Origin of the sequence: Paenibacillus daejeonensis DSM 15491 (assembly GCF_000378385.1) — a bacterium.
GTDB lineage: Bacteria > Bacillota > Bacilli > Paenibacillales > Paenibacillaceae > Paenibacillus_D > Paenibacillus_D daejeonensis.
The window spans coordinates 425,962-450,467 of sequence record NZ_KB899661.1 but is presented as its reverse complement, the minus strand read 5'-3'; the positions used below and the strand labels follow the sequence as shown (position 1 = coordinate 450,467).

Below are 24,506 nucleotides of genomic sequence, written 5' to 3'. Positions count from 1 at the left end.
TTTTTTGTAACCCGCGAATGGAATAAGCATACAATCGCAAGTTACAAAAGTCAATAGTTGTAACTAAGGTCGGCAAACGGTATACTAAATTCATGAAAAACTTAAGTCGAGAGCTCATAATGGAAACGGCGCATCGCATGGTTGTGGAGCAGGGGATGGAGAAAGTCAATCTGTCCAAGGTCGGCTCAGAACTGGGTACGACCCATGCGGCGATTTACAAGTATTTTTCGGGAAAGGAAGAACTGTGGACGGAGCTTGCCCTGTCATGGCTCGATCATGAGCTGGGGCGGCTGTTTCCTTTTGATACGGATCCATACTCATCGAAGAAGGATATCGTACACGACTGGCTATGGACATTGAGCCATTCCAAGTACGAGGCTTATGTGCGTGAGCCGGAAATGTTCAAGCTCTACACCACCTATATTGATAAGAGCCCCGTCGTACTCCAAAGGCATATTGGAGATTTGCTGGGCAGTCTGAGGGCAGCAAGCGGGATAGAGGATGCAGGGCGGCTCATAGCCATCTTGATGGCATTCTCGTATTTCTCTGCGCCTGCGTATGCAGACAGTTGGCTGCGAATGGATTTCAAGGCGGAATTCGAAGGGGTCTGGCAGCTGATTGAAGCGGGGATCGAGGAGGGAGCAGAATGAACGATAGACTGCGGGAGCTCCCCAATCTTTTGGCGTGGGAAAATGGGGAACAGGTAGCAAGCAGCGTGGACTGGTCTCCAGGTAGAAGAGACGAAATTCTCGACTTGTTCCGCGAACATGTCTACGGCAGAGCCCCCGTCGAACGACCGGCATCCATGCGTCTCCGGACGCACGAGACCACGGACATGATGAATGGCCGGGCTGTACGCAAGACCCTGTCCATTACTTATGAGGGACCGGGTGGTCAAGGTGAGCTCCCCTTTGTGCTGTTTGTGCCGAAGGAGGCGACCAAGCCTGTGCCTGCCTTCGTGCTCATTAATAATCGCGGCACTGGACTAGCTGATCCCGACCGCCAGCGTGTGGAGGGTTTCTGGCCGGCGGAGCTTATCGTGGAGAAGGGATATGCTGCGGCTGTCTTTCAAGTGGAGGACGTAGATCCGGACGAGCATGATGGATTTCGCAACGGTGTCCATGGGTTGTTCGATTCGCCGGATGAAGATCGCGCGGGTGATGCCTGGGGGACGATAGGCGCATGGGCATGGGGCGCTTCGCGTGTCATGGATGCGCTGGAGGCGGACCCGGCTATTGATGCGAAGCGGGTTGCACTTGTAGGCCATTCCCGTGTCGGGAAGACCGCGCTGTGGGCGGGAGCGCAGGATGAGCGATTTGCAATGATCGTCAGCAACAACTCGGGCTGTACAGGAGCGGCACTCTCCAGAGGCAAAAAAGGCGAGCAAATTGAGCACATTAACAAGCAATTTCCACATTGGTTCGCTGACAATTACAAACAGTATAATGGGCGCGAGGCGGAGCTGCCGGTGGACCAGCACATGCTGTTGGCCTTGATTGCGCCGCGCTTGCTCTACGTCTCCAGCGCAACGGAGGATGCGTGGGCAGATCCGGCATCCGAATTCCTCTCCCTTGTAGCCGCAGAGCCGGTGTATCAGCTGCTTGGGCATGAGGGACTGGGTACGGATGTGATGCCAGAGCCCGATGTCCCGATTAGCGGAGAGACGTGCGGCTATCACTTGCGGACTGGTGACCATGATCTGACGACCTACGACTGGCAATGCTTCTTGGCCTTCGCGGATGCGAGGCTGCGTAATTCACTGAACGAGTAATAGGTTAAAAAACAAGCGATCCCAGCCGCTGGAGCTACCGGGGGGTGGGATCGCTTGTTGTGCGTTGGGGCAGTTTGCTGAGGGAGGTCTCGTCCTGTTCGGTCAGATGCTTGATAAGCATGGAGCTGCATCCAAGGTGCCTTAGTCACCTCTAAGTAAAGTTTCTATACTTACAGCGATCGCCGAGGCGGTCTCAGCAGCCTCTAAGTAAAGTTTCTATACTTACAGACACCGTCGGGGCGGTCTCAGCAGCCTCTAAGTAAAGTTTCTATACTTCCAGCCATCGTCGGGGCAGTTTCAGCAGCCTCTAAGTAAACTTTTTATACTTACAGTATCCCCGCATCCCTCCGCCCACGCTCCAACGAAAGTTTCTTGCCTTGCAGCACCGCCGCAGCCCCGCGGACATGCTCCAACGAAAGTTTCTTGCCTTGCAGCATCGCCTCGGCCCCACGGACATGCTCCAACGAAAGTTTCTTGCCTTGCAGCAACGCCGCGGCACCACGGACATGCTCCAACGAAAGTTTCTTGCCTTGCAGCACCGCCGGGGCCCCACGGACACGCTCCAACGAAAGTTTCTTGCCTTGCAGCATCGCCGCGGCACCACGGACATGCTCCAACGAAAGTTTCTTGCCTTGCAGCATCGCCGGGGCCCCACGGACATGCTCCAACGAAAGTTTCTTGCCTTACAGCATCGCCGCGGCCCTGCGCACACGCTCCAACGAAAGTTTCTTGCCTTACAGCATCGCGGCCCCCCACGCCGCCCCCCCCCAGCCGCTACAATAGCCGCCACGCAAAAACAGACGGGAAGTCCGCGCTTCCCGTCTGTGTGCAACTGTCGCACCACTCCTGCGCAAACTGGCTCACGCCACCTGCCTCAGTGCCTACCAGTCGACCGTGTTCGTAGCCTCATCTCGCACCGGTTCGCCTACGGAGCTGAAGGTATTGTCCTTGAGGAAGCTCGCGTCCACACCTGGGGAGAGCAGGATGCCAACCCCCGAATGGCTGAATTGGTTCCCTTCCAGCAAGGTAGCCAGCACGCCCGTGCCTGTGATGGCGGTCGGGGTACGGAAGGCGATAGGCATCGCGGCAGGCACACCACGCAGGGTGGCTACATTTTCCGAGCCCTGGCGGTTTATCGTGTTATTTTTAAACTCGGCCCCGTATACGATGATTACATCGATATGGGTTCTGCCGCCTCCCAGTGCGGCGTGGACCCCGGCCCAGGTCGTGCCGAAGTGCTCGGACGCCCCGGAGAGGGAGTTGCCCTTGACCTGAACAAAATAGACCGGCTCCGGCGAGTTCACATCGGATTCGCGTCCCCAGAGGGAGATGCCCTGCGTATCATCGGACACATTGCCTGCGATCACCGCATCATGCGTGTTGTGATACACCTGAATGCCGCCGCGGCTGTTCAGCGTCACATTATCCGTCACCACGACATCACGAGCCACGCGCAGCACGCTGAATTTACTTGTGCGGTCGGGCACAATCGTCCATGGCTCATCGACGGTCGCTACATTGTTGGTAAAGTTCGTAATCGTTCGCAGCTGCCCGAGACCCTTGCCTTCGACGATGACGATATTCCATTGCTCCGTCCAGCTTTTCCCGGCGACCGTGCGGTCAACCCCCAATGTAGCTGTCGTTGACGTTGCTCCGAGAATCTCTCCCTTGGCAAAATTCGAACCCGGATTCTCCATCAGCAGCGTCTCACCATCGTTAAATTCCGAGCCGACGCCCTCCACGGTGTTGGATGCCATGTAGATTTCCTCCGCATTCCAGCCGCGTGAGCCGATGCCGAATTTGATGCCCCGGAAATTGCCTCCCTCGGTCACCCCAGGGATTAGATGTCCGGTACCGTGATTGCCTTCAATGACCATTCGCTTGGCGCCAGCATTGAAAATGTTGCCTTCGGCAATATCAAAGCTGTTGTTGCGCGCCGTCAGCTTGCGCTCAATGAACGGGGAATAGATGCCCATCTCATAGCCTGTAAACTCGTTATCCAGGAACAGCACATCTTCCTTGGCGCCGATAACCGCTGCCAGTCCGATGTTCGGATCATCCAGTGGAAAATCAGCGACCGAGTTGTACACGAAGAAGCGGCTGGCTGTCTGGTTTGCCGTGTTCCAGGGGTGTCCCAGCGTGAATAAGCTGACGGTCTGGGTCAAGGCACTCGTATTTGCTGTAAACGTCAGATTGGCAAATCCCGTCTTGCCCACGGTGATGCCGTCTCCCTTGCTGCCGAACATGTTCCCACCGGTCCCCGTACCGGTGTAATGCAGAATGGCCGTGTCCCGGTCCTCGCCCTGCAGCACCACACCCGCCCGCATCTTCAAACCCGTGTGAAGATAGGTGCCCGCGGGCACGAGCAGCACGCCTCCGCCATCATCAGCGATATCGTCAATGGCGGCTTGAATCGCTGTCGTATCATTGGTGACCCCGTCGCCGGCCGCGCTGTAATCGACCTGGATATCACGGACTTGCGTCCAGTTGAAGTCCCTGGCCCAGGACACATCCAAGCCGAGCGGATCGGGATTGGTACCCGCATCCACGACCGTTAGCGTCTCACCTGCCAGACGGCTCCATGGCACATTCGAGCCGTTCCTGACTTCTACCGCGTACTCGCCTGCAGGTGCGCTGTCCACGTCAAAATCCAGCGCATACGGGGATACAGCAACAAGTGTCACTGGCTCCACCTGCTGGCTAACGGTGTGCACCAGGCGCACCTCTGTATTCGTGGTTCCTCCGAATTCGGCTGCGTCGAGCTGGCGGCCGATCAGCCGAACATTCATCCCCGCGAATGCCTCACCATCCGGCAGCCAGCGCGGATCGGCGCCATTGACCACGACGGTGTCGCTCAGCCCATAAGCATTTTCCACCCAGACCGCGTACATCCCATGAGCTAGCGTATCCGGTACCACCACCCGGACGAAACGATCGCCACCCGATTCCTGCTGCGCTGGCGTCAATTCAATTGCGCTGGAGGAGGGAGCACCAGGAACTGAAGACCCTGTCAACGGCTCAATCCACACCGAAGTGTCCGATTCCATCATGCCTCCACCGTAGAGGGACAGCACCTCGCCAGCCTTGACGGACTCCGATGCCCGCAAGATGACCGGAGGCTGCTCCCACGCCTCGGACAACACCGTGACTGCCAGTCGTTCCTCGGCACCGGACAACAGGTTGGTATCATCGGGCGCAATGGAAGCGACCACCTCATATTCGCCCGCATAAGCAGCTGTCCAGCTGACTGCTGCCTTGCCGTTGGCATCCGTTGTCGCTGTGCCGATCGTGCCCGGAATGGCCTGGCCCACATAAGGCCCTTCCAGATGGAATGAGATCGTTTTGCCTGCCAGCGGGGTTGTGCTGCTACCTGTCGTGGACTCGAACGTGAGGCCTACACTCACCGTCTCTCCAGCATCCAATGTGAGCTCCGCCTCATCGAAGGTCAGTTGGGTCGCTGCGTAAGCAGGCAGGGTAATCGTGGCGCCGCTAGAAGGGATCGAACGCAGCTGCCCGTCCACATTTAGCAAGGCGTATTCATAGGTAACGCCTGCCTCCAGATTTTCATCCAGGTACGTCGTGATGCCTGATGCCGCTCCGCCAATCTTATGGAAGGCATCATCGCCCTGGCGCTTCCGCCAGATATCTACAGCTGTCGATGCGGAGTCGTCCCAATCGAGCTGCACCTTCCGGTCACCCAGACTCTGAAGCGTCAGATTGGATGTCGTCACGGGCACGGGTTCGTCAAAAAACATGCCCAGCGCATACCCGTAATTCCCGCTTAGCTTGGTAATCCGCAGCTTGAAATCGCCGCTTACTTGAAACGTGACATAGACGCCCTGGTTAAGGGTATCGAGGGTCTGTGTCGCAATCACCTGATTCTGCGCATTGAGGATGTCGAAGCGTTGCACTACGGTCTCCAGATTGCCAAAATCCGTCGCGTACACCGTGAACAAGTGTGAATCGCTATCATTAAGAGTGAAGCTGTACGTGCCGGCCGTCGAGACGTACGCGCCAACTTTTTTCCGGGACGTTCCGTCCGGAGTCTGAAGCGCGCGTGGATCGTTCGGCGGGTAAGTCCAGTAGTTCGTGTTACTCTTGGAGTAACCGCTTACATAACTTGGTAAAAGGGCCACATCGGCTGCAGCCGGCGTATCTCTTCCGTTGGTTAGAGTGGTCGAATAGAACGGCAGCACGTAACCATCCGCTCCATAGACTCCAACCCAATTGCCCTGCGTCACGCGATCGGTGGACAGTACTTGCGCCGACGTCGTCGAGGCCTGGACCTGACTGACCGGACCTGCCGGTGCGAGCAGAGAGACGCACAAGATGAAGACTACTGCAGTTATCCATTTGCTTCTCATCAACATCATCCTTTCTCCATCTGGAATCGAGACCTACTATAGCACGTGGGCTCGTTTCGATACGATTGACACTTTTTCTCTCCTGAATTACCGGATATTTCGGTAGCTGTGGGCATTAGGATTGACATTTACCGGAAATGGGCTATGATAAAAGAGACCGATCGGTTTTTAACTCGGGTCAAGTAAGGAGCACACCATGTCAAAAGGACTCGATACCCGCAACATGATCATTCAGAAGTCCGCCGAGCTCTTCAACCGGAAGGGCTTCACCGGCTCGGCCATGTCCGACGTTATGAAAATCACGGGCTTGGAGAAAGGGGGCATCTACCGCCATTTTAAAAATAAAGATGAGTTGGCGTTAGAGGCGTTTGATTTTGCCATAAACGTGATGCGCCGTCGACTGCGGGCCGCCTATACAAGCGACAAAACAGCGACAGGCAAGCTAATGGCCGCCATGTCCATCTATACTCATATGGACGACGACCCGCTGCTCGCCGGGGGATGTCCCCTGCTGAATACAGCGATCGATGCCGACGATACCCATCCACTGCTTAAGGAGAAGGCGCAACAGGCATTGGATGAATGGCGGACGTTTCTTGCCGCTATCCTTCAGCGAGGCATCAAGACCGGAGAGTTTCGTGAGGACATTCGCGTGGAGGAGGTCGTGGTGTTCCTAGTTTCAGCTTTTGAAGGGAGCGTCATGTTGCAGAAGCTGTATGGCAAGGATCAATACATCCAATTGTACTTGAACCAACTCCATCACTATATCGATCAATGCCTTGCTGCTTAATTTTTTTGACCAAAAGAGACCGAACGGTCTCTAAATGACTCTGCATACGAGGAGCGATAGTCAATGATTAAGAAATCAATCGAGGTCGACGGGACCATAATTGCTTATTTGGAGGAGGGGAGCCGCCTAGATCCTTGTGTGCTGATGCTGCATGGCTGGCCGGAAACATCGCTCATCTGGAAAGACATCATTCCCGCCGTCGTCGAATCAGGGTTTCGGGCCATTGCGCCGGATCTCCCGGGGTTTGGACTCAGTGATGCCTTGGAGGAGGAGCCGACCTTGGAGCGGTATGTATCCTTTGTCAGTTCCTTTATGGCGAAGTTACATCTGACCCATGTGCACTTGTTCCTGCATGACTGGGGAGGTATGATTGGATTAAAATGGGCATCCCAGCGTCCCTCGCGGGTCTTGTCGCTCCTCATCAGTGATACGCTCTACACCCACCAGGCAAAGTGGCACCCGCTTGCCGAAACGTTCCGAACGCCGCAGCTCGGTGAGCAGATGATGGCAGCCTTTGCGGACTGGGGGAGGTTCAAGGGCACAATGAAGCAAGAGATTCCAACCGTAACGGACCGGGTGGTTGAGGACTTCTACGAGCTGCTCAGCACCGCAGAGGGCCGAGACCTCTCGTTGCAATTGTACCGGAACACGAACTTCGAGGAGCTGCTGCCCGAGGCTGGGAAGCTATCCCGTGTACGAACCCCTGTCACCATCGTGTGGGGGGAGCAGGATGAGCACACCCCGCAGCAGATGGCGTATCTCATCAAGGAGAACGAGCTGCCGCAGGCAGAGGTACATATCATTCCGGAAGCCGGCCATTTCATCCACCTGACGTGTCCCCAGGAGGTGCAGGCTATCGTGAGAGCGCATTTGGATGTATTTGATGATGAAGCTGCGTGGAAGCAAGCCAGAGTTTATTGACAAAGGGAGGCCCTTAAATGACAGATGTACTGGTCACTGAGCGTTTAACCTTACGGCTACTTGAGCTAAGCGATGCCGAGGCCATCGAAGCATTGGCAGGAGACAAACGGGTAGCGGATACGACGCTGAATATTCCTCATCCGTATCCCAAAGGCTCGGCCACACCTTTCATCCGGGCAAGACAGGAAGCAGCCGCCAGAGGAGACGGTTATTCCTTTGCGGTTACGCTCACCGAGGGCAAGGTGTTCCTGGGGGTGGTCGGACTGCATGTGAGCAAGGCGCACAATATGGCGGAGCTGGCCTATTGGATGGGCAGTCCGTATTGGTCCCGCGGGTATTGCACAGAGGCCGCGTCTCGGGTTGTCCAGTTTGCTTTTGACGAGCTGCAGGTCAATCGAGTGTTCGCCGCAGCGATGACGCGGAACCCCGCTTCATACAAGGTCATGGAGAAGATCGGCATGCAGCTGGAGGGCACCCTGCGCCAACATATCCGAAAAGGCGAGGTGTACGAGGATCTGAGGTATTATGGGGTTTTGAGAAGTGATACTCTATCCTAACTCAACCAGGGGTTGAGTGCTCCCGTTTGCCTCCATACCCAAGAGGAGTATCGCGCGGTAAGGTATAAGAAAAACCAAGGAGGTCTCTATCTATGGAGAAATTACATGGGATGGGGAAGAAAATTGCGCAGCTCCGTCAATCACACGGGATGACTCAAGAAGCACTGGGAAAACGGTTGTCCGTATCTGCCCAGGCGGTATCCAAATGGGAGAATGGCGATTCACTGCCCGATCTCTCCCTTGTTGCAGAACTATCGGTGGTATTTCATTGTACGACCGACTATTTGCTTGGGCGTGAGAGCGGGCTGGAGGCGTTGCTGCCTCAAATCCGGGAATCCTTCGGAAGCCTGTCCACAGAACAGAAGGTCAGCTTTCTCGGACAGATCATTACGCTGGCTGAAGCGCCGCTGTCCACGCCATCGACTGAGCCTATGAGTCACCCTTCACTGGTTCAGAGTTACCTGGGGCCGACAGGAATCGGATTATGGGCGCAGGACCGGATGGTGTGTATCGCCACGACAACCTTTCTAAACGAAGCCGTTGAAGCGCTAGGGAAGGAAGTCCAGTTCCCCCTCCACTTTGTACCGGATGAGATTCGTCACGTGCTGTTGGCCCTGCTGCGGAGTATGGAAGATCTGAAGCCTGACTATGCCATGGATGAGAAGACGCTGCAGTCTATAGTGCCCAGCACAGTAGATTGCCAACACGTACTCCAGGAATGCATTGAACTCGGTTTCGTAGATCGGGTAAGAGGCGGCTACCGGCTTAACTTCAAGGGAGACCTTGCGGTACGATTGCTGGCGCTGTTGCATCAAACGATCAGCAAGCCAGGCATGATGAACGTGACAGTGGGGAACTCTTGAGCTTCGTTTTGACATAACTGGCGGCGACATTTTCGTGCACGAACTGCAAGGTCAACGGGCGCTGCCTGCAATACAATTGATCATGAAAGGAGGGAATGCGATGGATTGGCTGGATCGGATGAATCGTGCCTTGGATTATATCGAAACGAACCTTGCGGACCAGATTTCACTGGATGAGATCGCGAGACAGGCTTGCTGCTCGACCTATCATTTTCAACGCATGTTTCCGTTTATAACGGGTGTATCGCTGTCCGAATACATTCGGCGCCGGCGGCTGACCCTGGCTGCATTTGAGCTGCAGACGACAGAGGCGAAGGTCATTGATGTTGCGATGCGGTATGGCTATCAGTCACCGGAGGCTTTTGCACGGGCGTTCAAGACGCTTCATGGGATCATGCCGATGGCTGCGCGCACACAAGGCACGGCTCTCAAAGCCTACCCACGCATCTCCTTTCACATTTCAATTAAAGGGGACCTTGCTATGAATTATCGTATTGAACAAAAGCCTTCATTCGAGATGTTTGGCGTCTATGGAGTGGTAAATGCAGACCGACAAACGGCCTTCTCTGAAGTGCCGCAATTCCGCCAAACCTGTGATGAGGATGGTAGTGTGGAGCATATGAATGCAATACTTGGACGGCCGAGCAACACGGTCCTTCATGCAGCGCTATATGACCACACGCCAGAGCACTTCAAGTATATGGTTGGATATTATTTGCCACAGGGGCTAGACATTCCTGAGAAGATGAGCGGGGAAGTGTGGATACCGGTTAAGAAGAAGTAAACTTCTTAAAAACGGGGGTGTGAGAATGAATGAAACACCGGAACAGTTAAGAGAAAGATTAAGACAAGAAGAATTAAAAAAGAATCCTTCTAGTGCCTTTGGCGATGGGGTCAATCGTGCGGAATTTGGAAGCTTTACTGACTTAATTGGCGGTATGGGCTGGAAAGGAACGGGGTTCCTAGTAATCGTGTTAATTGTCGGCTACATCATTTATGAATTGCTATCTTCGTGAAGCCGGGGTCAAGAGGGGCTCTTAACCTAATTAAAACCACGCAAGGTCAATGTCTACCCCAGCATTATCGTATTACTCGGCAACGCAGACTATAAACGCTTTATGCAGCTCTACGGAACGGTACTGTTCTTAGTGAATGAGTCGTGGATTGGGGTGTATACTATCATTGACGGGCGTAAAGATATTTCGTATAATTTCCAGTAACTTGAATAATATGAAAAGCGAAGAAGAGAAAGAGTACCTTGATGACGTCTTTGAACAGAGAGCTCCGGCAGCTGAAAAGGAGCAAAGAACAGTCAGGGGAACATGGTCTCAGAGCTGCGCATCGAAACCTCATGAGGTTTCGATGCGCCGGAACCCGCATCCGTTAACGTGCTAGGGTATCACGCCAAGCGGCGTCGTACCTGAAGAGGCGAATGCCGTGAGGCATTTTGATAAAATTGGGTGGTACCGCGTGAGCACAGCTCTCGTCCCTTTGGGATGAGGGCTTTTTTTGTATTTCAAAAACAAGGGAGGACCTGTTATGGCGAATATATTCATCGGGGGCGCATGGCCCTATGCGAATGGTTCTTTGCATCTGGGACGATTGGCAAGTGTATTGCCGGGGGACGTGCTAGCACGTTATTTCCGGGCAAAAGGAGACAAAGTGCTGTATGTGTCAGGCAGCGATTGTCACGGGACGCCGGTTGCCGTACAAGCGATTCAAGAGGGCGTCTCGCCGGGCGATATCGCAGACCGGTTCCATAAGGAATTTACGGATTGCTTCCATCGTCTGGGCTTCACTTATGACCTGTATACACGGACCGATCAGGATTTCCATCATCGGGTTGTACAGGACTTGTTCCTAAGGCTCCTGGAGAACGGGCATCTATATAAGCAAACGATCCTCCAAACGTATTGTGAAACGGATCAACGCTTCTTACCTGACCGATATGTGGAGGGAACTTGTCCAGTTTGCGGACACCGGGCCCGCGGAGATCAATGCGACTATTGCTCCACCCTGCTCGATCCGACAGACTTGGCCGACAAGACATGCAAGCTATGTGGCAATCCTCCAACCCAGCGGCCAACGGAGCATTTTTACTTGGCGCTGTCCCAATTCCAAGCGATGTTAGCAGATTATGCAGAGAAGGCTAAGGGTTGGAAGGAAAATGCGGTGCAGTTGACAGCGAGGTATTTGAAAGAGGGGCTGCAAGACCGCGCGGCCACTAGGGATCTGGGATGGGGCGTTGACGTGCCGATTGAAGGATTCGAAGAGAAGAAAATCTACGTTTGGGTGGAAGCTGTTTGCGGGTATTTGTCTGCCAGCAAGCAGTGGGCAGCTCAGACAGGTGGCAGATGGGAGGACTTTTGGCTGGACGAGAAAGAGGAGCTGACGGCGTATTACGTGCACGGGAAGGATAACATCCCTTTTCATACGCTGATCTGGCCTGCGTTGCTCCTTGGTGCAGGAGATTTACATTTGCCCGATCGCATCGTTTCATGCGAGTACATGACGTTGGAAGGGAAGAAATTCTCCACCAGTCGCAACTGGGCTGTCTGGGTACCGTATATTCTGAAAAGGTATCAGCCGGACTCGATCCGTTATTTCCTGATCGCCAACGGTCCGGAGAAGCGCGACACGGACTTCTCGTGGCGGGAGTTCATTCATAGTCACAATGGGGAGCTCCTTGGAGCCTTCGGTAATTTCGTGAATCGGACGTTGGTTTTTATCAACAAATCCTTTGCTGGGAAAGTGCCAGCCGGTACGCTTAGTGAGGAATGGAGAGGGGCAACGGAAGCGATCTATCAGGAAGCGGGAGCTTTGATCGAAGAAGGACGCTTGAAGGAAGCCCTTGATCAGATTTTCAGCTACGTTCGCCAAGCCAACAAGTATTTTGATGCGCAAAAACCGTGGGTAAGTGTAAAGGTAAATCGGGCGGACTGTGAGAACACTCTCTACTCCTGTGTGCAAATCATAGCCAATCTTGCGAATCTACTCCAGCCCTTCATTCCTTTCTCGTGTGAGAGGCTTAGAGGGTTCCTGTCCCTTGGCCAGCCGAGCTGGCAGTTCATTGATACTCCGGCTGAACTCCAACTTTGTAAAGTGGAATTGTTGTTTGAACGCATGGATGTCAGTCGAATTGAAGAAGAGCTGGATGTGTTGAAGCAACAAAATAGCGAGGAGGGGACGCATTGAAGCTGCGATTCATCCTGGTTCTATGCCTGCTGCTATTGACGGCGTGTACGAACGAGGAAGACACCCATGGTTTTATCGAATCCTCTTATGGAAATGTGTATGTGGAAGAAAAACGGGAGGACAAAGAAAGGTATACGATTGTCGTTCGTTACCCGAACAGGCACGATGATTTTAAGAGGGTGGAGATCCAAGTCGAGAACAAAAATATCTGGAATCTAATCGAAACGAACAGGGAGTACACCATGCATTTTGCAAAGTCAGCAGATAGCGTTAACCGGTTGTACACCGTTGAACCTATGTGAGGTTATTCTCGGGATGGCGATGCAGTGATTACAGTCTATAAGACATGACGATCTCCCTTATAGACGAACACGGGAGAGACAGAGTACCCATTGAAACAGCTACGATGACCATTCCGATCCAACTTGTGGAGTCGGAGTAAGGCTTGTCGACGGCGTTGCTTCCTGAGCAAGATGGCTGTATTTTGAAGGATAAGTTACTTCTAACGGCCATATATGCGGCTATTCCCGTGTTTTTGGTGGGGGCGCTCGGCTAACGGCCATGGGCGCAGTTATTTGGACAAAATCAGGGGTGAACAGGCCCGAATGAGCACAATAGGAGCCTATATGGCCGTTACAATCCCAAACCCCCAATTTCGAGTCAAATAAGCGCTGTGGTGGCCGTTAGCGCAGGGCCGTCTGCCCTCCTGAGTCCACCTTCCGCAGCATGGCCCGATTCAAGTGGACCCAGTCGTTCGCGCAGGCTTCGGTGTAGCTGCCGATCTTAGCAGGGTAACAAAGATATGGGCAATAGCTGGCACTTGTTCTATGCTGGAGATCGGCTGGCGGGATGGAGTGCCTTACTGGATCACCAGCTAGACTCGTGTACGAGAAAAACGCCAAAAAAAGCGGTTCACCAGGGCCAAGGCCGGATCAACCGCTTTTTTTTGGCGTTGGGTGCATTAGATGCAGGTGAACCCTCCGTCGATGATGAAATCTCCCCCTGTGGCAAATGAGCTGGCGTCACCAGCCAAGTAGACGGCGATGGCCTGAAGCTCGTCCGGACGTCCCATGCGGCCGACGGGAGACATGGCGTTCCATTGTTCAATGAGCGGCTTCAACGAAGGTGAATTCAAGGTTAATTCGGTGCCGATGTACCCCGGACTGATGCTGTTGACACGAATGCCTTGCTCTGCCCACTCTACCGCTAGTGATTTCGTCAGTTGAACTACGCCTGCCTTCGAAGCGTTATAAGAGCATTGCGGCTGAGGCGTGTTCACGATATGCGCCGACATGGAGGCGGTGTTGACAATTGAACCGCCATGTCCTTGTTTCAACATTTGCTTCCCGGCGGCTTGAGCGGTCAAGAACACGCCTCCCAAGTTGATGTCGATGACTTTTTTCCATTGCTCATAGGTCATCTCGGATGCCGGTACATTAATGCAGATGCCGGCGTTGCAAAACGCGATATCCAGTTTCCCGAACGACCCTACGATCTCCGCCATCATGGCATTAACTTCGACAGGATTCGTGACGTCGGTCTTCACCGCAATCGCCTGCCTGCCTAAGCCCTTCAGTTCTTCCGCGGTTTGCTTGGCTTCCTCTATATCCAGATCGACAATGGCCACATCGGCTCCGGCTTCCGCCAGCGCGGTGGCGATACTTTTTCCGATACCTCTCGCACCACCAGTCACAAAGGCCTTCTTGCCGTCCAATTTCATTCTCTCTAGGATTCCCATATTGTGCTCCTCGCTTTCCCTTCCCAGGTGTTAGGTGCCGTTAGGTGATATCGCTTACAATTCAAATTATACCGGAAAGGACAAACGGTATCTACTAATCCTCTGAATCAAAGGAACGAACATTTAAAAACTTTGTCGAAATCGTAGTTACTTGCTTTAGTATCTGGTACGCTGGTAACCAGTGTTTTTCGAGGGGAGGATGGAGTGACTTTAGTTTTTGGAGGTAAGGCATATGAGAAAAAAATGGATATTCGCGCTCATCACTCTAATTGTGATTCTTATTGCTACCTACGTGTATTTAGACCGCGAAATCATCGCTTTGAAAACGGGCAGGCAATTACCCATCGTGTGGCAATATCCCTATTCAGATGAGATACCCATACAACTAACTGAGGGTAACCAGACCCTATCGAATCCAGACGTCAACCTAACTCCATTCTACTACCTGCCAGAAACGAAGCAAGTTCATTTTGGTTTGTGGTATAAGAAATGGAAGTACCGCGGAGAAGACATCGCATTTGCTGTATTCCAAATTTCTTTGGAAAAAGAAAATGGCGACATCACGACGCAGGATGCGTTCGCGAAAATGCCGCGAGGGGTATTGGACGTCTTTCATTACCGACACATCCCTATAGACTTAGCTAACGAAGACAGCATAAAAATGACGATCTCCCTTATTGAGCAACAAGGGAGAGACAGAGTGCCCATTGAAACGGCTACGATGACAATTCCGATCCAACTTGTGGAGTCGGAGTAAGGCTTGTCGACGGCGTTGCTTTCTGAGCACGATGGCTGTATTTCGAAGGCTACGTTATTTCTAACGGCCATATATGCGGCTATTCCCGTGTTTTTGGTGGGGGCGCGCGGCTAACGGCCGTATACGCAGTTATTTTGACGAAATCAGGGGTGAACAGGCCCGAATGAGCGCAATAGCAGCATATATGGCCGTTACAATTTCAACCCCCCAATTTCGGGCCAAATAAGCGCTGTGGTGGCCGTTAGCGCAGAGCCGTCTGCAGAGTGGTGAGTGGGGGCGGGACTACCCCCAGGCGGGATGCCTGCTGCCCATCGTCATCCACCAATTGGCTATAATATTGGAAGAGCTACGAAGTCGTAGAGTTGGATAACTAAAGCCCTCCCGCGTCCAAATGGACAAAGAGAGGGCTTTTCGTTTTACTCCATTCCGTAGACTTGCCTTGTTATCTGAACAAAAGTAACATCTAGTGATTCTAAGTAATACTAAGAATTACTTAACGCCATTACCCCTGCGTCCCGGTCGAAGCCAGTCCATTCTGGATGAACCGCTGCATGAACATGAACATCAACATGATAGGCAGGGAAGACAGCACCGCCGCCGCTGCAAACAAGGTCCAGTTCGCCGCAAACTGATTGGTGATGAACGTCTGGAGTCCCAGCGCGAGGGTGTGGTTGGACGGATTGTTCAGGAAAATGGAGGTGATGACATATTCGCTGTAAGCCGCAATGAAGGAGAATACAAAGATGACCGCCAGCTGAGGCCGGGCCAAGGGTATGATGATGCTCCAAAATACGACCCGGTGACTCGCGCCAGCGACGAAGGCTGCTTCATCGAGCTCTTTGGGAATCGTGTCGATATACGCCTTGAGCAGCCAGATGTTAAAGGCGCTACCACCCGCCAGGACGAGGATGAGGGTGAACAGGCTATCCGACAGGCCGAACCGGTAGATGAGAATGTAAAACCCGGATACCGCCATGCTGCTGGGGAACACCTGCAGAACGAGCAGGGTTAGCAAGCCGTTTTTCCGGCCTGGAAAGCGCATGCGCGAGAACGCATAACCCGCTGTACTGGTCAGCATGAGCTGGATGATGGAGACGGCCAGACAGATTTTGAGCGAATTGCCGACCCACGTCACGAATTCCGTCTCCGCAATCAGACGGGTGTAGTTGCTTGTTGTCAGAGATGAGGGGAATAGTGAACTGCTAAAAAAGCTCTGCCCCGCAGAAAAGGATGCCATCAGGATCCAGCTTGTCGGGAACAGGGTGCAGAGGATGACGAGCCAGATGACGATCCGGCTCATCCAGAGCGCCATCCGTTGATTTTTTCGCATAGAGTGGGCCTCCCGTTTCACTTGTAAAAGTCAGACGACGTCCTGCGCCGCTACTCCTTGAACGCCCCGGACATCCGGAGATTCACCAGCGTCAGCGCACCAACAATCAGGAAGATCACAATGCTGAGGGTCGCCGACAGATCGTAGCGGTTGGACCAGACGGTCATCTTGTAGACCATGCTGGCGAGAATGTCTGTGCTGCCCGCAAACTGCGAGTTGACCTTGGCCGGACCGCCCTGAGTAATCATATAGATATTGCCGAAGTTGTTGAAATTGGAGGCGAAGGAGGCAACGACGAGCGGGACGCTCACCTTGACCGTGAGCGGCAGCGTGATGCGCCGGAAGGCGTGCCACCGGGACGCGCCCTCTACGTTAGCCACCTCATACAAGGTCGGCGGGATTGACTGGAGTGCCCCCAGACAGATGCTCATCATGAAGGGGAAGCCCAGCCACATATTGACGAGAATGATCCCCGTTCTGGCCCAGAAGGCATCGGTCATCCAGGGGATGCCCTCCGCCATGCCGAAGATCGTCAGCACTTGGTTAATCCCGCCATATTGCTCATTGAACAGCCCCTGCCAGGACAATAGGGCGATGGTTGCCGGCAGCGCCCAAGGAATAATGAGGAGCGAGCGATAGATCCGGGACTCGACCATCAGTGGATTGTTCAATAGAACAGCCAGGCCCAGCCCCATAAAGTAGGAGAGCAACGTGCTCAGGGTCGCGAACAGGATCGTCCAGAGCAGTACCGAGAAAAAGACGTTTTTGATCGCTCCCTGCAGCAGGATCTCGTAGTTTTTCCATCCGACAAAGGAGTACCCGTCCAGATTGTACATGTTGTAGTTGGTGAACGAGATAAAGACGGTATACACGACGGGCAGAAGGGTGAGGACGAAAATGGACAGCAGAGCCGGCGACAAATACGTATAAGCAGTAAGATTGGATTTGACTTTGTTCATCTCACGGTCTCCTTACAGTCTTCTAGGCACCTGAGTGCATCAGCTCGATGGCTTCCTTCAGTTGGGCTTCGATATATTGAGCGGCCTCTTCTGGTGTTACCATTCCTCCGAACATGAGCCGCATATTATCGGCGTACAGCCCCCACAGCTGCCCGAGCTCAGCGACCGAAGGCAGCGGCTCCCCGTCGGCGATCTGCGTCATGAAGCTTTCTGTCGTCTCGTCCCTGTCAATCTGCTCCTGGACGCTTAGCTTGGCTGGAATGCGGTCGCCTACCTCATAAAGTTCAACTGCTGCTTCGTCGATTAGATACTGATAGAAATCCCAGACGGTCTCTTGCTTGGAGGATTTGGAGCTGACGAAGCCGACCTGCGTACCTACCGGTGTAATAAAAGGCTTGTCGTTCAGTGTAGGCATAGGAGCAACTGCGAAGTTCACTCCGGCAGAAGTGAAGGCATCCACGTCCCATGGGCCGCCAATATAGTAGGCCGTTTCACCATTCTCGAAGGCACTTCGAGCAATATCGAAGGTGATATCAGCAGAGAGGAAGCCTTCGCCGACCATCTGCTGGATGTAGTGGTATGCTTGCACGGCGCCTTCATTCCCCAGACCGATATCCTCGACATCATAGGCATTGTCCGCCCAATTGAAGATGTAGCTGTCAAAGGCCCGGATAAATCCGAGATCGTAATAAATGCTGGTCGCATCAAATTTAATGCCGCCGCTGTCTTTGGCGGTTTGCAGCAGCTCATCCCAGGTCGTGGGAGGGGCCGACACCTTATCGGTGTTGTAGAACAGAGTGACGGTCTCCACTGCGATCGGGACGCCAAAGCGCTTGCCGTTAATGTAGCTGGCTTGGACGGCCGCTTCTACATAATCCTCGTCATTATAAAAGTCATCCGGCACTTCAGCCGCGAGATTAGCGGTTACGAAGCTGGCGAGTTGATCATTGGCGATGCCGAAGATCCCATCCGGTCCGCCTGCGCTGTTGGTCGCTTGGGCAAATTGCTGGAGCTCAATACTGTTGTGAACGATCGTCGCCTCGTTGCCGGTGGCTTCCGCCCATTGGTCGGCATAACGCTGCAGCAGATCCGCTTCTACTTGGAAGTTGGTCCAGAGCGTGATCGATTCTCCACCTTCTGTATTGGACGAGCCGTTCGAAGGTGCCGGTGTCGTGTTGCTGCATGCCGATAGTAAGGCCAGCAGCGTGACCGAAGCAAGACCAATTCGAATTCCTCTTTTCATAGTTAAAACTCCCCCTTGAATATTGTAAACGCTTGCAAGTAGAACAAATGAATGCCTACCCGATTGTCGAGGCAGATGAGCAGCTAAAAATCCCGAATCGTCTTCAGCACGGGCAGCGCCTGGCCTCTGTAATCGAACATGGCCAGATTGGCCCAGACATTGGCGGCAGAGTCGTTCTTATGCAAGTATCGGATGCCCGCCTCCTTGCCCCAATGAGCCTGCGACAGACTAATCCAGGTTGGCTCCCAGTAATAGAACCCCAGTCCCCGCTGGCCTTCAACCGCCTCAAGGGCTGTCATCAGGTCTCCCAGGAAGGCCTGCTGACCCTGGGGATCAATAGAGTAGGGCACGGTGTCGGCCTGAGCCTCGGTAAAGATCATCATCTCACTGTCATAGGGCTCCGTCGTGAAAGGAAAGGCAGTCTCGGCAATGAGCACATCTTTGTCATAGCGCGAGGCAATATCATTCATGTTGGTGGTCAACTGCTCCAGCGTGCCGTGCCAGAAGGGATAGTAGGACAAGCCGATGATGTCATACTCAAGCTTCGCCTCTGCAATGGGGTCGAACCAGCGCCGGTACAGCGCATTGTCCCCGCCCCAGTCCAGATGAATAATCGTCCGAATGGACGGATCGGAGTCCTTCACTGCGCGAATACCGGCTGCCAGCAGCCGGATCATGCCGGGGATATTGTCGAGCTTGCCATCAGGCCAGAGCAAGCCCCCTGTAATCTCGTTGCCGATCTGTACCAACTCCGGGGTCAGGTCATGGCGCCGGAATTCCTGCAGGGTATTCCAGGTATAACGGTAGACAGCCTGTTCAAGTGCTTCACCGCTTAGATCCTGCCACGCTTTTGGTTTGACTTGGGTCGAGGGATCGGCCCAAAAATCACTGTAATGCAGATCCAGCAGAAACCCCATTCCCTGTTGAGCGGCCCGCCGAGCAAGCAGGATGGTGGTGGCCAGATCATTAGTTCCTCCGCCGTATGGCTGGCCGTCATCGTCATAGGGGTGATGCCAGAGCCGCAGGCGGACACTATTGATGCCATAATCACCCAGGATTTGAACGGCGTCGCGCGGTGAACCATCGTCATAATACGTTGCGCCTAATTGCTCCATTTCATGGTGTACGGAAATATCCACGCCTTTGATAAATGTCATTCCCTCACCCTTTGAATAAAATATTTATTTATTACTTAGTAAATTATTTACTTAAGGTGATGGTAGCACAGGCTGGGCTACGCTGTCAACGAATAAATGAGAGCGGTTTCTGGAACAGCAAAAAAGCAGCCGGCAGGCGGCTGCTTCAGGGCAGGGACATGAGCTCAACAGCTTTTTCGGAAAATCGGCGTGCCGTTGATATAGACGGACTTGGTGGTCGTCCGGTCTTTCAGTACGCGTTCGAGGAGGAGATCAAGTGCCGAGCTGCAGATGATGGAGATATCGATATGAAAGGTGGTGAGCGGGGGGGAGACATATTGGGCGATACCGATATCATGAATGCTGAAGAAGGACACCCGGTCCGGAATCTCCCACTTCTGCTCATTGAAGGCCTGCAGGGCGCCGATCGCCAATGCATCGCTGGCCACGCAGAATGCGGTGGGCATGGCATCCTGCAGACGGTTAATCGCATCAAGACCGATGCGATAGCCTTCCTTGACCGTAAACCCATCAGCAATAAAGATGCTCTCTTCATTCAGCAGGTTGTAATAAGACATCGTCTGCCGGAACGACCATTCGCGGACATCCATGAGCGGCTTGCGGGTCGTCATGTCATAATCGGGGCCACCGATAAAGCCGATTTGCTGATGACCTTTGCCTACATAATAATCCACGATCTGCCGCATCATCGAATCCTGGTTGGCCTGCACGCTGTCGAACACGCTCTCGTCAGGATTGGAGTTGACGAACACCCCATTGGACGTAATACGTCTCAGGTGCTCCACCTCCGCCTGATCAAACCAGCCGATGGCGATAAAGGCCGTAATATCCCCGCTTATGGCTTCTATGCCATCGCCCTTGTCATAGGGGACAACATTCATATTCCGACTCTTGGCCTGCTCCAGCATCTCGCTGCGGATGGTTTCAAAGAATACGTTGTCAAGCTGTTCCCCTTCGTCTACCCAGTACAATAAGGCGATATTATCTATTTTGGGGTTGATTTTCTTCTTCTTGTAGCCGGTCTCTTCCGCTGCCTTGAAAATCGCAGCCCGTGTCTGCTCGCTGACCGATAGCTTGGGGTCATGGTTCAGCACCCTTGAGACGGTGGCATTAGAGATGCCCAGCATCTCGGCAATTTGCTTGATGGTAGCCATGCATGTCCTCCTGGTTAACTGATTAAGTAAATATTTTACTTGTTATACAGGGGGTTGTCAACAAGGAGACATGGGCTACTCATGAACAATATTGGGTGACGAAGTCCTTAAAGGAAGTTGGTGGTGTGCCAGTCACAGCTTCGACCTCGTTGGTAACCCGGTCCTCCATGCCGCCGGCAATCAGATGATCGGCTTGCGCCAGCATCTCAGCAAACTCTGGCGGTAGACCGGAGTCGATGTGGAGCTGCTGGAGCTCATCGACAGACACATGCTGATGGCGAACAGAGTTAGTCCGGACGGAGCTCATGATCTGTGCCACCTCATCGTAGCTTATGGCCTCTGGTCCCGTCAGGAGCAAGTCACGATTAGGCGGTGTCTCGGATAACAGGATGTGAGCCGCGGTTCGAGCGATGTCCTCGGCATTGATGAAGCCGACGCGGCCGTTCCCCGTAGCTGATCGTAGGATCCCTTGTTCACGGATGCTATAGGCATGAGGGTGCTGGCCGACGAAGTTCTGCATGAACCAGCTCGGACGGAGCACGGCCCATTCGGGGAAAAGATCGGGTAGCGCATCGTGAACCTGACCCAGACCTGTATCCCCGCGCTGGATGACAGTGGCACTGAGCAGCACCACCCGGCGCACGCCGGCCTGGCGTGCGCCGGTCAGGAACGGCATCATCACAGGCAGCGGATCGAGGACACCGGGGGGTGGCACGAGGTACATGCGCTCGATGCCCTGCAGCGTCTGATGATACGTCGCAGGATCAAACCAGTCGAATCGCACGGACGTCGCCAGAAGATTATCTTGTGTGTCCGGCTGCCCGCTGCGGCTGGCTGCCCGGACTTTGGCACCTTGTGCCAGAAGGGATGTGACGAGAGCGCTGCCGGTATTGCCGCTCGCCCCCGTGACTAGAATAGAGAGATGCTCATTCATGATAGTTTCCTCCTCATTGACTTAAAGGCTGCTCCTGCTACATTAAAACTTGAATCGCAACCGCTGCCTGGGCGAGTCGCAGCTGTGTCTAGCCATCGGAGTTCAACGCCATAAGCGGGTTGAAATAATCTCGTTGGAGACGAATCAGACCTTCACGGGTATGTAAAACGACTACGTAGCGATTGTCGTACGCTTCGCCCGTCGTCTGTACTGTCCCGCTGGCGGTCAGTTCGGCCACTATCCAGTCGGAATCAATCATGGGGTGGATGCGGACATTAGTGAAGCTATTAAAATCAATGGTGGCTGGTGACGATTGGAAGTAAGAGAGGATGTTGTCTTTGCCGCTAAGACGCTGGGGTTTCCCCGGTGGGTTGAAAGGTAGCTCCAGCACAGCATCTTCGCCTAGCAGAGCAATCCATGGCAAGGGATCGTTGGCCCGGAAGCCAGCCAAGGCTCGTTCAAAAACTTCGGCAGCCCCCGGAACCTCTCGAGTGGCATGGGTGGTAGCGTTCGTCATAAGTGAATAACCTCCAATTCACATTTGGGATGGTAAGGAGTATAATTGACAAGCGGACTAATAGTCCGTTTTAAAGAATTATACGGACCGTCGGTCCGTTTGTCAAGGATGTGAGGCAATGAGTAATGTCAAGGAGCGGGCAGATGCAGCCCGCAATCGTCAAGCCATCCTCGAAGCAGCGCTGGCGCTCTTCGCAGAGGCCAAGGATCCAGCGGCGCTCACAATGAACGCAGTAGCGGAGGCTGCCGGAGTCGGCAAAGGCACACTATTCCGCCGATTTGGAGACCGGGCTTCCTTGCTTCGGGCGGTTTTTGACATCCAAGTGGAGCAGGTTGCACAATGCTTGGCGTCCGATTCCTCGCCGTTGGGGCCGGGTACCCCGCCTGCGGAGCGGATTACTGCCATCCTTCATGCGATTGTCGACCTGAAGCTGAAGAATCGCTCGTTGACGCAAGCGGTTGAGGCACTTGCACCTGCAGCCAGTACCAGTCCGTTTGTGTCAGACCATTATTCGTCGATTGAAGAGCTGCTGAAAGAGCTGTTGACCCAGCTCATTCCCTTATCTGAAGTGTCCTTCACCGCTCATGCACTGCTGGGCGCTGCCCGGATGGACTTGCTGGAGTACCTTAGCACCCACGAAGGTCTCACGGATGAGGAGATCCGGCAAGGGCTCGATGCGTTTGTGTATCGTGTCCTTAGAGGCCGCCCTGCATCGGACGAAGTAAGCTGACTTTCCCCCCACCAAACGCCCCTCGCTCTTGATATAGCGGAAGGGGCGTTTGGTGTGCAAAGAAAGGTCTGAGTTTTTAGACCCCCGGTTAATGGTAATATTAAAGAGGTACAATGCTGACAAATACATACAGATAGCGCAGGTGGTTCATTTGACATTTTTGATTATCTCCATCATTGTCCTGTTTATTGCTTCCAGCTACTTCTCGGGGAGTGAAACCGCCCTGACGGCCACGAACGAGATGAAGCTGCAAATGAAGGCCGCGAATGGCGACAAGAAGGCAGCACGCCTTCTCAAGCTGGTCAATAATACAGAGGAGTTCATCCCTGGTATCCTCATTGCTAACAATGTGCCGAATATCGTACTGCCATCGATGGTAACGATCGTTGCCCTGGAATACGGCTGGCCGATAGGGATAACTACAGCGGTTCTGACCGTGCTGATCATCATATTTGCAGAGGTACTGCCCAAGTCGATAGCCGCGGCGTTTCCCGAGCGGATAGCCTACCTAGTCTATTATCCGACCCTGATTATCCTGATCCTGCTGAAGCCATTTATCTTCTTGCTGAATCTGCTGACGAAGACAGTCATTCGCTTGCTTGGGCAGGACCCCGACAGTCATATTACAATTTCCAAGGCAGAGATGCGGGCGATGGTCGATATTGCGCATACGGAAGGGACGTTCAAGAATGACGAGATGTATCGTCTGAAATCCGTCCTGGACTTCAAAAGCCTGAATGTCGCCGATATGCTCAAGACCCACCGGACCGAGATGAAAGCCATTGCCGCCGATACGACATTCAAGGAAGCACGCGAGTTTTTGATGGCCAATCAATACACCCGCTATCCTATCTATGATGGCGATGTGGACCATATTATCGGGGTCTTCCATGCGAAGTTCATGTTCGTTTGGGCCGAGAACCCTGAGCGCAGCATTCGTGATTTTACTGACACAGACCCTCTCTATGTGTATGAGGCGCAACCGGTGGATGAGGTGTTTGCCCGCATGATGAAGGAAAAACGCCATCTGGCCATCGTTTTGGACGAGCATGGAGGAACAGAGGGGCTGATCACGCTGGAGGATCTGATTGAGACGATGATCGGCCAGGATATTGAGGATGAGATGGATGTCGAGGATAAGCTGATTCACAGCCAAACGGACACGCGGATCGTATGCGATACGAAGCTGTCCATCTACCGTCTCAATAATGTATTCCAGACGAACCTGCCGGCGGAGGATGATAATTTGGCGGCTTTCGTCATCAATCACCTGGGCTATCTGCCGAAGGCTGGCGAGACATTCACCTATGACAATCTGACATTCACCATACTGGAGGTCAATGAGCGGCGGGTAAGCCGAGTGGAGATTGAGAAGCGGGAAGTGGAAGAAGAGGACGAGGATTGAGGACCCTACAGTGATGCTGAAATGATGGAAACCAGGTAGAGCTACCCAGTGCGCCAAGTTCTAACGGCCACCAGAGCCGCTTAGACGTGGAAAAAGGTAGGTTGGTTGGTGTAACGGCCAC

22 protein-coding genes, 1 pseudogene and 1 other annotated feature are annotated in these 24,506 nt (G+C 53.5%); of the genes and pseudogenes, 13 read left to right on the top strand and 10 right to left on the bottom strand.

Going from position 1 to position 24,506, the window contains the following annotated elements; genetic code table 11:
* The first annotated feature begins 92 nt into the window (after nt 1–92).
* Both F556_RS0113025 and F556_RS0113020 read left to right on the top strand, forming a co-directional pair.
* On the top strand, nt 93–650 hold the full coding sequence (locus F556_RS0113025) for a TetR/AcrR family transcriptional regulator (protein ID WP_026297271.1): 558 nt from the start codon (nt 93–95) through the stop codon (nt 648–650).
* Nucleotides 647–1,771, top strand: a complete 1,125-nt coding sequence (locus tag F556_RS0113020) for a glucuronyl esterase domain-containing protein (protein ID WP_020617403.1) — start codon at nt 647–649, stop codon at nt 1,769–1,771. Before F556_RS0113025 ends, F556_RS0113020 begins: the two co-directional genes overlap by 4 nt.
* Before the next feature lie 326 nt (nt 1,772–2,097).
* Here the strand turns inward: F556_RS0113020 and F556_RS0113015 are convergent, their stop codons facing one another.
* The gene (locus tag F556_RS0113015) at nt 2,098–2,412 is read right to left on the bottom strand and encodes a hypothetical protein (RefSeq protein WP_020617402.1); all 315 of its coding nucleotides are present in this window, start codon (nt 2,410–2,412) and stop codon (nt 2,098–2,100) included.
* 240 nt (nt 2,413–2,652) lie between these two features.
* A complete protein-coding gene (locus tag F556_RS0113010) occupies nt 2,653–6,135 on the bottom strand; it encodes a glycosyl hydrolase family 28-related protein (RefSeq protein WP_169447577.1) in 3,483 nt (1,160 codons plus the stop codon).
* Nucleotides 6,136–6,331: 196 nt separating this feature from the next.
* Here F556_RS0113010 and F556_RS0113005 point away from each other — a divergent pair, with 196 nt between their 5' ends.
* The 8 genes and pseudogenes from F556_RS0113005 to F556_RS0112970 all read left to right on the top strand — a co-directional run bounded on the left by F556_RS0113005 (nt 6,332) and on the right by F556_RS0112970 (nt 12,763).
* A complete protein-coding gene (locus tag F556_RS0113005; RefSeq protein ID WP_020617400.1) occupies nt 6,332–6,925 on the top strand; it encodes a TetR/AcrR family transcriptional regulator in 594 nt (197 codons plus the stop codon).
* Between the two features lie 63 nt (nt 6,926–6,988).
* The gene (locus tag F556_RS0113000) at nt 6,989–7,846 is read left to right on the top strand and encodes an alpha/beta fold hydrolase (protein ID WP_020617399.1); all 858 of its coding nucleotides are present in this window, start codon (nt 6,989–6,991) and stop codon (nt 7,844–7,846) included.
* A gap of 17 nt (nt 7,847–7,863) precedes the next feature.
* A complete protein-coding gene (locus F556_RS0112995; protein ID WP_020617398.1) occupies nt 7,864–8,403 on the top strand; it encodes a GNAT family N-acetyltransferase in 540 nt (179 codons plus the stop codon).
* 92 nt (nt 8,404–8,495) lie between these two features.
* Complete coding sequence (locus F556_RS0112990; RefSeq protein ID WP_020617397.1) at nt 8,496–9,266, top strand: helix-turn-helix domain-containing protein; 771 nt, start codon at nt 8,496–8,498, stop codon at nt 9,264–9,266.
* Nucleotides 9,267–9,366: 100 nt separating this feature from the next.
* Nucleotides 9,367–10,017: pseudogene (locus F556_RS38780) on the top strand (helix-turn-helix domain-containing protein); the annotation flags it as partial.
* 58 nt (nt 10,018–10,075) lie between these two features.
* A complete protein-coding gene (locus F556_RS0112980) occupies nt 10,076–10,282 on the top strand; it encodes a DUF6366 family protein (protein WP_020617395.1) in 207 nt (68 codons plus the stop codon).
* A gap of 215 nt (nt 10,283–10,497) precedes the next feature.
* Nucleotides 10,498–10,760 (top strand) — a binding site (T-box leader).
* 45 nt (nt 10,761–10,805) lie between these two features.
* Nucleotides 10,806–12,461 (top strand): methionine--tRNA ligase, encoded by a 1,656-nt coding sequence (metG, locus tag F556_RS0112975; RefSeq protein WP_020617394.1) that lies wholly within the window; start codon nt 10,806–10,808, stop codon nt 12,459–12,461.
* A complete protein-coding gene (locus tag F556_RS0112970; protein WP_020617393.1) occupies nt 12,458–12,763 on the top strand; it encodes a hypothetical protein in 306 nt (101 codons plus the stop codon). The genes metG and F556_RS0112970 overlap by 4 nt, the downstream gene beginning before the upstream one ends.
* Nucleotides 12,764–13,422: 659 nt before the next feature.
* On the opposite strand, the gene F556_RS0112965 is transcribed toward F556_RS0112970, so the two are convergent.
* Complete coding sequence (locus tag F556_RS0112965) at nt 13,423–14,199, bottom strand: SDR family oxidoreductase (protein WP_020617392.1); 777 nt, start codon at nt 14,197–14,199, stop codon at nt 13,423–13,425.
* A 232-nt stretch (nt 14,200–14,431) separates the two neighbouring features.
* Here F556_RS0112965 and F556_RS0112960 point away from each other — a divergent pair, with 232 nt between their 5' ends.
* Nucleotides 14,432–14,956: a hypothetical protein gene (locus F556_RS0112960; protein WP_020617391.1), complete on the top strand. Its 525-nt coding sequence runs from the start codon at nt 14,432–14,434 to the stop codon at nt 14,954–14,956.
* Between the two features lie 502 nt (nt 14,957–15,458).
* Here F556_RS0112960 and F556_RS0112955 read toward each other — a convergent pair.
* The 7 genes from F556_RS0112955 to F556_RS0112925 all read right to left on the bottom strand — a co-directional run bounded on the left by F556_RS0112955 (nt 15,459) and on the right by F556_RS0112925 (nt 22,250).
* The gene (locus F556_RS0112955) at nt 15,459–16,286 is read right to left on the bottom strand and encodes a sugar ABC transporter permease (protein WP_020617390.1); all 828 of its coding nucleotides are present in this window, start codon (nt 16,284–16,286) and stop codon (nt 15,459–15,461) included.
* A 50-nt stretch (nt 16,287–16,336) separates the two neighbouring features.
* Nucleotides 16,337–17,245 carry a carbohydrate ABC transporter permease gene (locus F556_RS0112950; protein WP_020617389.1) on the bottom strand — a complete coding sequence of 303 codons (909 nt, stop codon included), beginning with the start codon at nt 17,243–17,245 and terminating at the stop codon, nt 16,337–16,339.
* Between the two features lie 22 nt (nt 17,246–17,267).
* The gene (locus F556_RS0112945) at nt 17,268–18,488 is read right to left on the bottom strand and encodes a sugar ABC transporter substrate-binding protein (protein ID WP_020617388.1); all 1,221 of its coding nucleotides are present in this window, start codon (nt 18,486–18,488) and stop codon (nt 17,268–17,270) included.
* Nucleotides 18,489–18,571: 83 nt separating this feature from the next.
* A complete protein-coding gene (locus F556_RS0112940; RefSeq protein WP_020617387.1) occupies nt 18,572–19,645 on the bottom strand; it encodes a glycoside hydrolase family 53 protein in 1,074 nt (357 codons plus the stop codon).
* Nucleotides 19,646–19,809: 164 nt separating this feature from the next.
* On the bottom strand, nt 19,810–20,799 hold the full coding sequence (locus F556_RS0112935; RefSeq protein ID WP_020617386.1) for a LacI family DNA-binding transcriptional regulator: 990 nt from the start codon (nt 20,797–20,799) through the stop codon (nt 19,810–19,812).
* A 79-nt stretch (nt 20,800–20,878) separates the two neighbouring features.
* The gene (locus F556_RS0112930) at nt 20,879–21,733 is read right to left on the bottom strand and encodes an NAD(P)H-binding protein (RefSeq protein ID WP_020617385.1); all 855 of its coding nucleotides are present in this window, start codon (nt 21,731–21,733) and stop codon (nt 20,879–20,881) included.
* 88 nt (nt 21,734–21,821) lie between these two features.
* The gene (locus F556_RS0112925) at nt 21,822–22,250 is read right to left on the bottom strand and encodes a nuclear transport factor 2 family protein (protein WP_020617384.1); all 429 of its coding nucleotides are present in this window, start codon (nt 22,248–22,250) and stop codon (nt 21,822–21,824) included.
* Between the two features lie 118 nt (nt 22,251–22,368).
* Between F556_RS0112925 and F556_RS0112920 the strand changes: the two genes are divergently transcribed.
* Nucleotides 22,369–22,980: a TetR/AcrR family transcriptional regulator gene (locus tag F556_RS0112920; RefSeq protein WP_020617383.1), complete on the top strand. Its 612-nt coding sequence runs from the start codon at nt 22,369–22,371 to the stop codon at nt 22,978–22,980.
* A gap of 151 nt (nt 22,981–23,131) precedes the next feature.
* The gene (locus F556_RS0112915) at nt 23,132–24,385 is read left to right on the top strand and encodes a CNNM domain-containing protein (RefSeq protein WP_020617382.1); all 1,254 of its coding nucleotides are present in this window, start codon (nt 23,132–23,134) and stop codon (nt 24,383–24,385) included.
* Nucleotides 24,386–24,506: the final 121 nt, after the last annotated feature.

Excerpts from the sequence above, each read along its gene's own strand:
- F556_RS0113025 (WP_026297271.1), top strand. The coding sequence starts at position 93 with ATGAAAAACTTAAGTCGAGAGCTCATAATGGAAACGGCGCATCGCATG.
- F556_RS0113020 (WP_020617403.1), top strand. The coding sequence starts at position 647 with ATGAACGATAGACTGCGGGAGCTCCCCAATCTTTTGGCGTGGGAAAAT.
- F556_RS0113015 (WP_020617402.1), bottom strand. The coding sequence starts at position 2,412 with ATGCTGCAAGGCAAGAAACTTTCGTTGGAGCATGTCCGTGGTGCCGCG.
- F556_RS0113010 (WP_169447577.1), bottom strand. The coding sequence starts at position 6,135 with ATGAGAAGCAAATGGATAACTGCAGTAGTCTTCATCTTGTGCGTCTCT.
- F556_RS0113005 (WP_020617400.1), top strand. The coding sequence starts at position 6,332 with ATGTCAAAAGGACTCGATACCCGCAACATGATCATTCAGAAGTCCGCC.
- F556_RS0113000 (WP_020617399.1), top strand. The coding sequence starts at position 6,989 with ATGATTAAGAAATCAATCGAGGTCGACGGGACCATAATTGCTTATTTG.
- F556_RS0112995 (WP_020617398.1), top strand. The coding sequence starts at position 7,864 with ATGACAGATGTACTGGTCACTGAGCGTTTAACCTTACGGCTACTTGAG.
- F556_RS0112990 (WP_020617397.1), top strand. The coding sequence starts at position 8,496 with ATGGAGAAATTACATGGGATGGGGAAGAAAATTGCGCAGCTCCGTCAA.
- F556_RS0112980 (WP_020617395.1), top strand. The coding sequence starts at position 10,076 with ATGAATGAAACACCGGAACAGTTAAGAGAAAGATTAAGACAAGAAGAA.
- metG (WP_020617394.1), top strand. The coding sequence starts at position 10,806 with ATGGCGAATATATTCATCGGGGGCGCATGGCCCTATGCGAATGGTTCT.
- F556_RS0112965 (WP_020617392.1), bottom strand. The coding sequence starts at position 14,199 with ATGGGAATCCTAGAGAGAATGAAATTGGACGGCAAGAAGGCCTTTGTG.
- F556_RS0112960 (WP_020617391.1), top strand. The coding sequence starts at position 14,432 with ATGAGAAAAAAATGGATATTCGCGCTCATCACTCTAATTGTGATTCTT.
- F556_RS0112955 (WP_020617390.1), bottom strand. The coding sequence starts at position 16,286 with ATGCGAAAAAATCAACGGATGGCGCTCTGGATGAGCCGGATCGTCATC.
- F556_RS0112950 (WP_020617389.1), bottom strand. The coding sequence starts at position 17,245 with ATGAACAAAGTCAAATCCAATCTTACTGCTTATACGTATTTGTCGCCG.
- F556_RS0112945 (WP_020617388.1), bottom strand. The coding sequence starts at position 18,488 with ATGAAAAGAGGAATTCGAATTGGTCTTGCTTCGGTCACGCTGCTGGCC.
- F556_RS0112940 (WP_020617387.1), bottom strand. The coding sequence starts at position 19,645 with ATGACATTTATCAAAGGCGTGGATATTTCCGTACACCATGAAATGGAG.
- F556_RS0112935 (WP_020617386.1), bottom strand. The coding sequence starts at position 20,799 with ATGGCTACCATCAAGCAAATTGCCGAGATGCTGGGCATCTCTAATGCC.
- F556_RS0112930 (WP_020617385.1), bottom strand. The coding sequence starts at position 21,733 with ATGAATGAGCATCTCTCTATTCTAGTCACGGGGGCGAGCGGCAATACC.
- F556_RS0112925 (WP_020617384.1), bottom strand. The coding sequence starts at position 22,250 with ATGACGAACGCTACCACCCATGCCACTCGAGAGGTTCCGGGGGCTGCC.
- F556_RS0112920 (WP_020617383.1), top strand. The coding sequence starts at position 22,369 with ATGAGTAATGTCAAGGAGCGGGCAGATGCAGCCCGCAATCGTCAAGCC.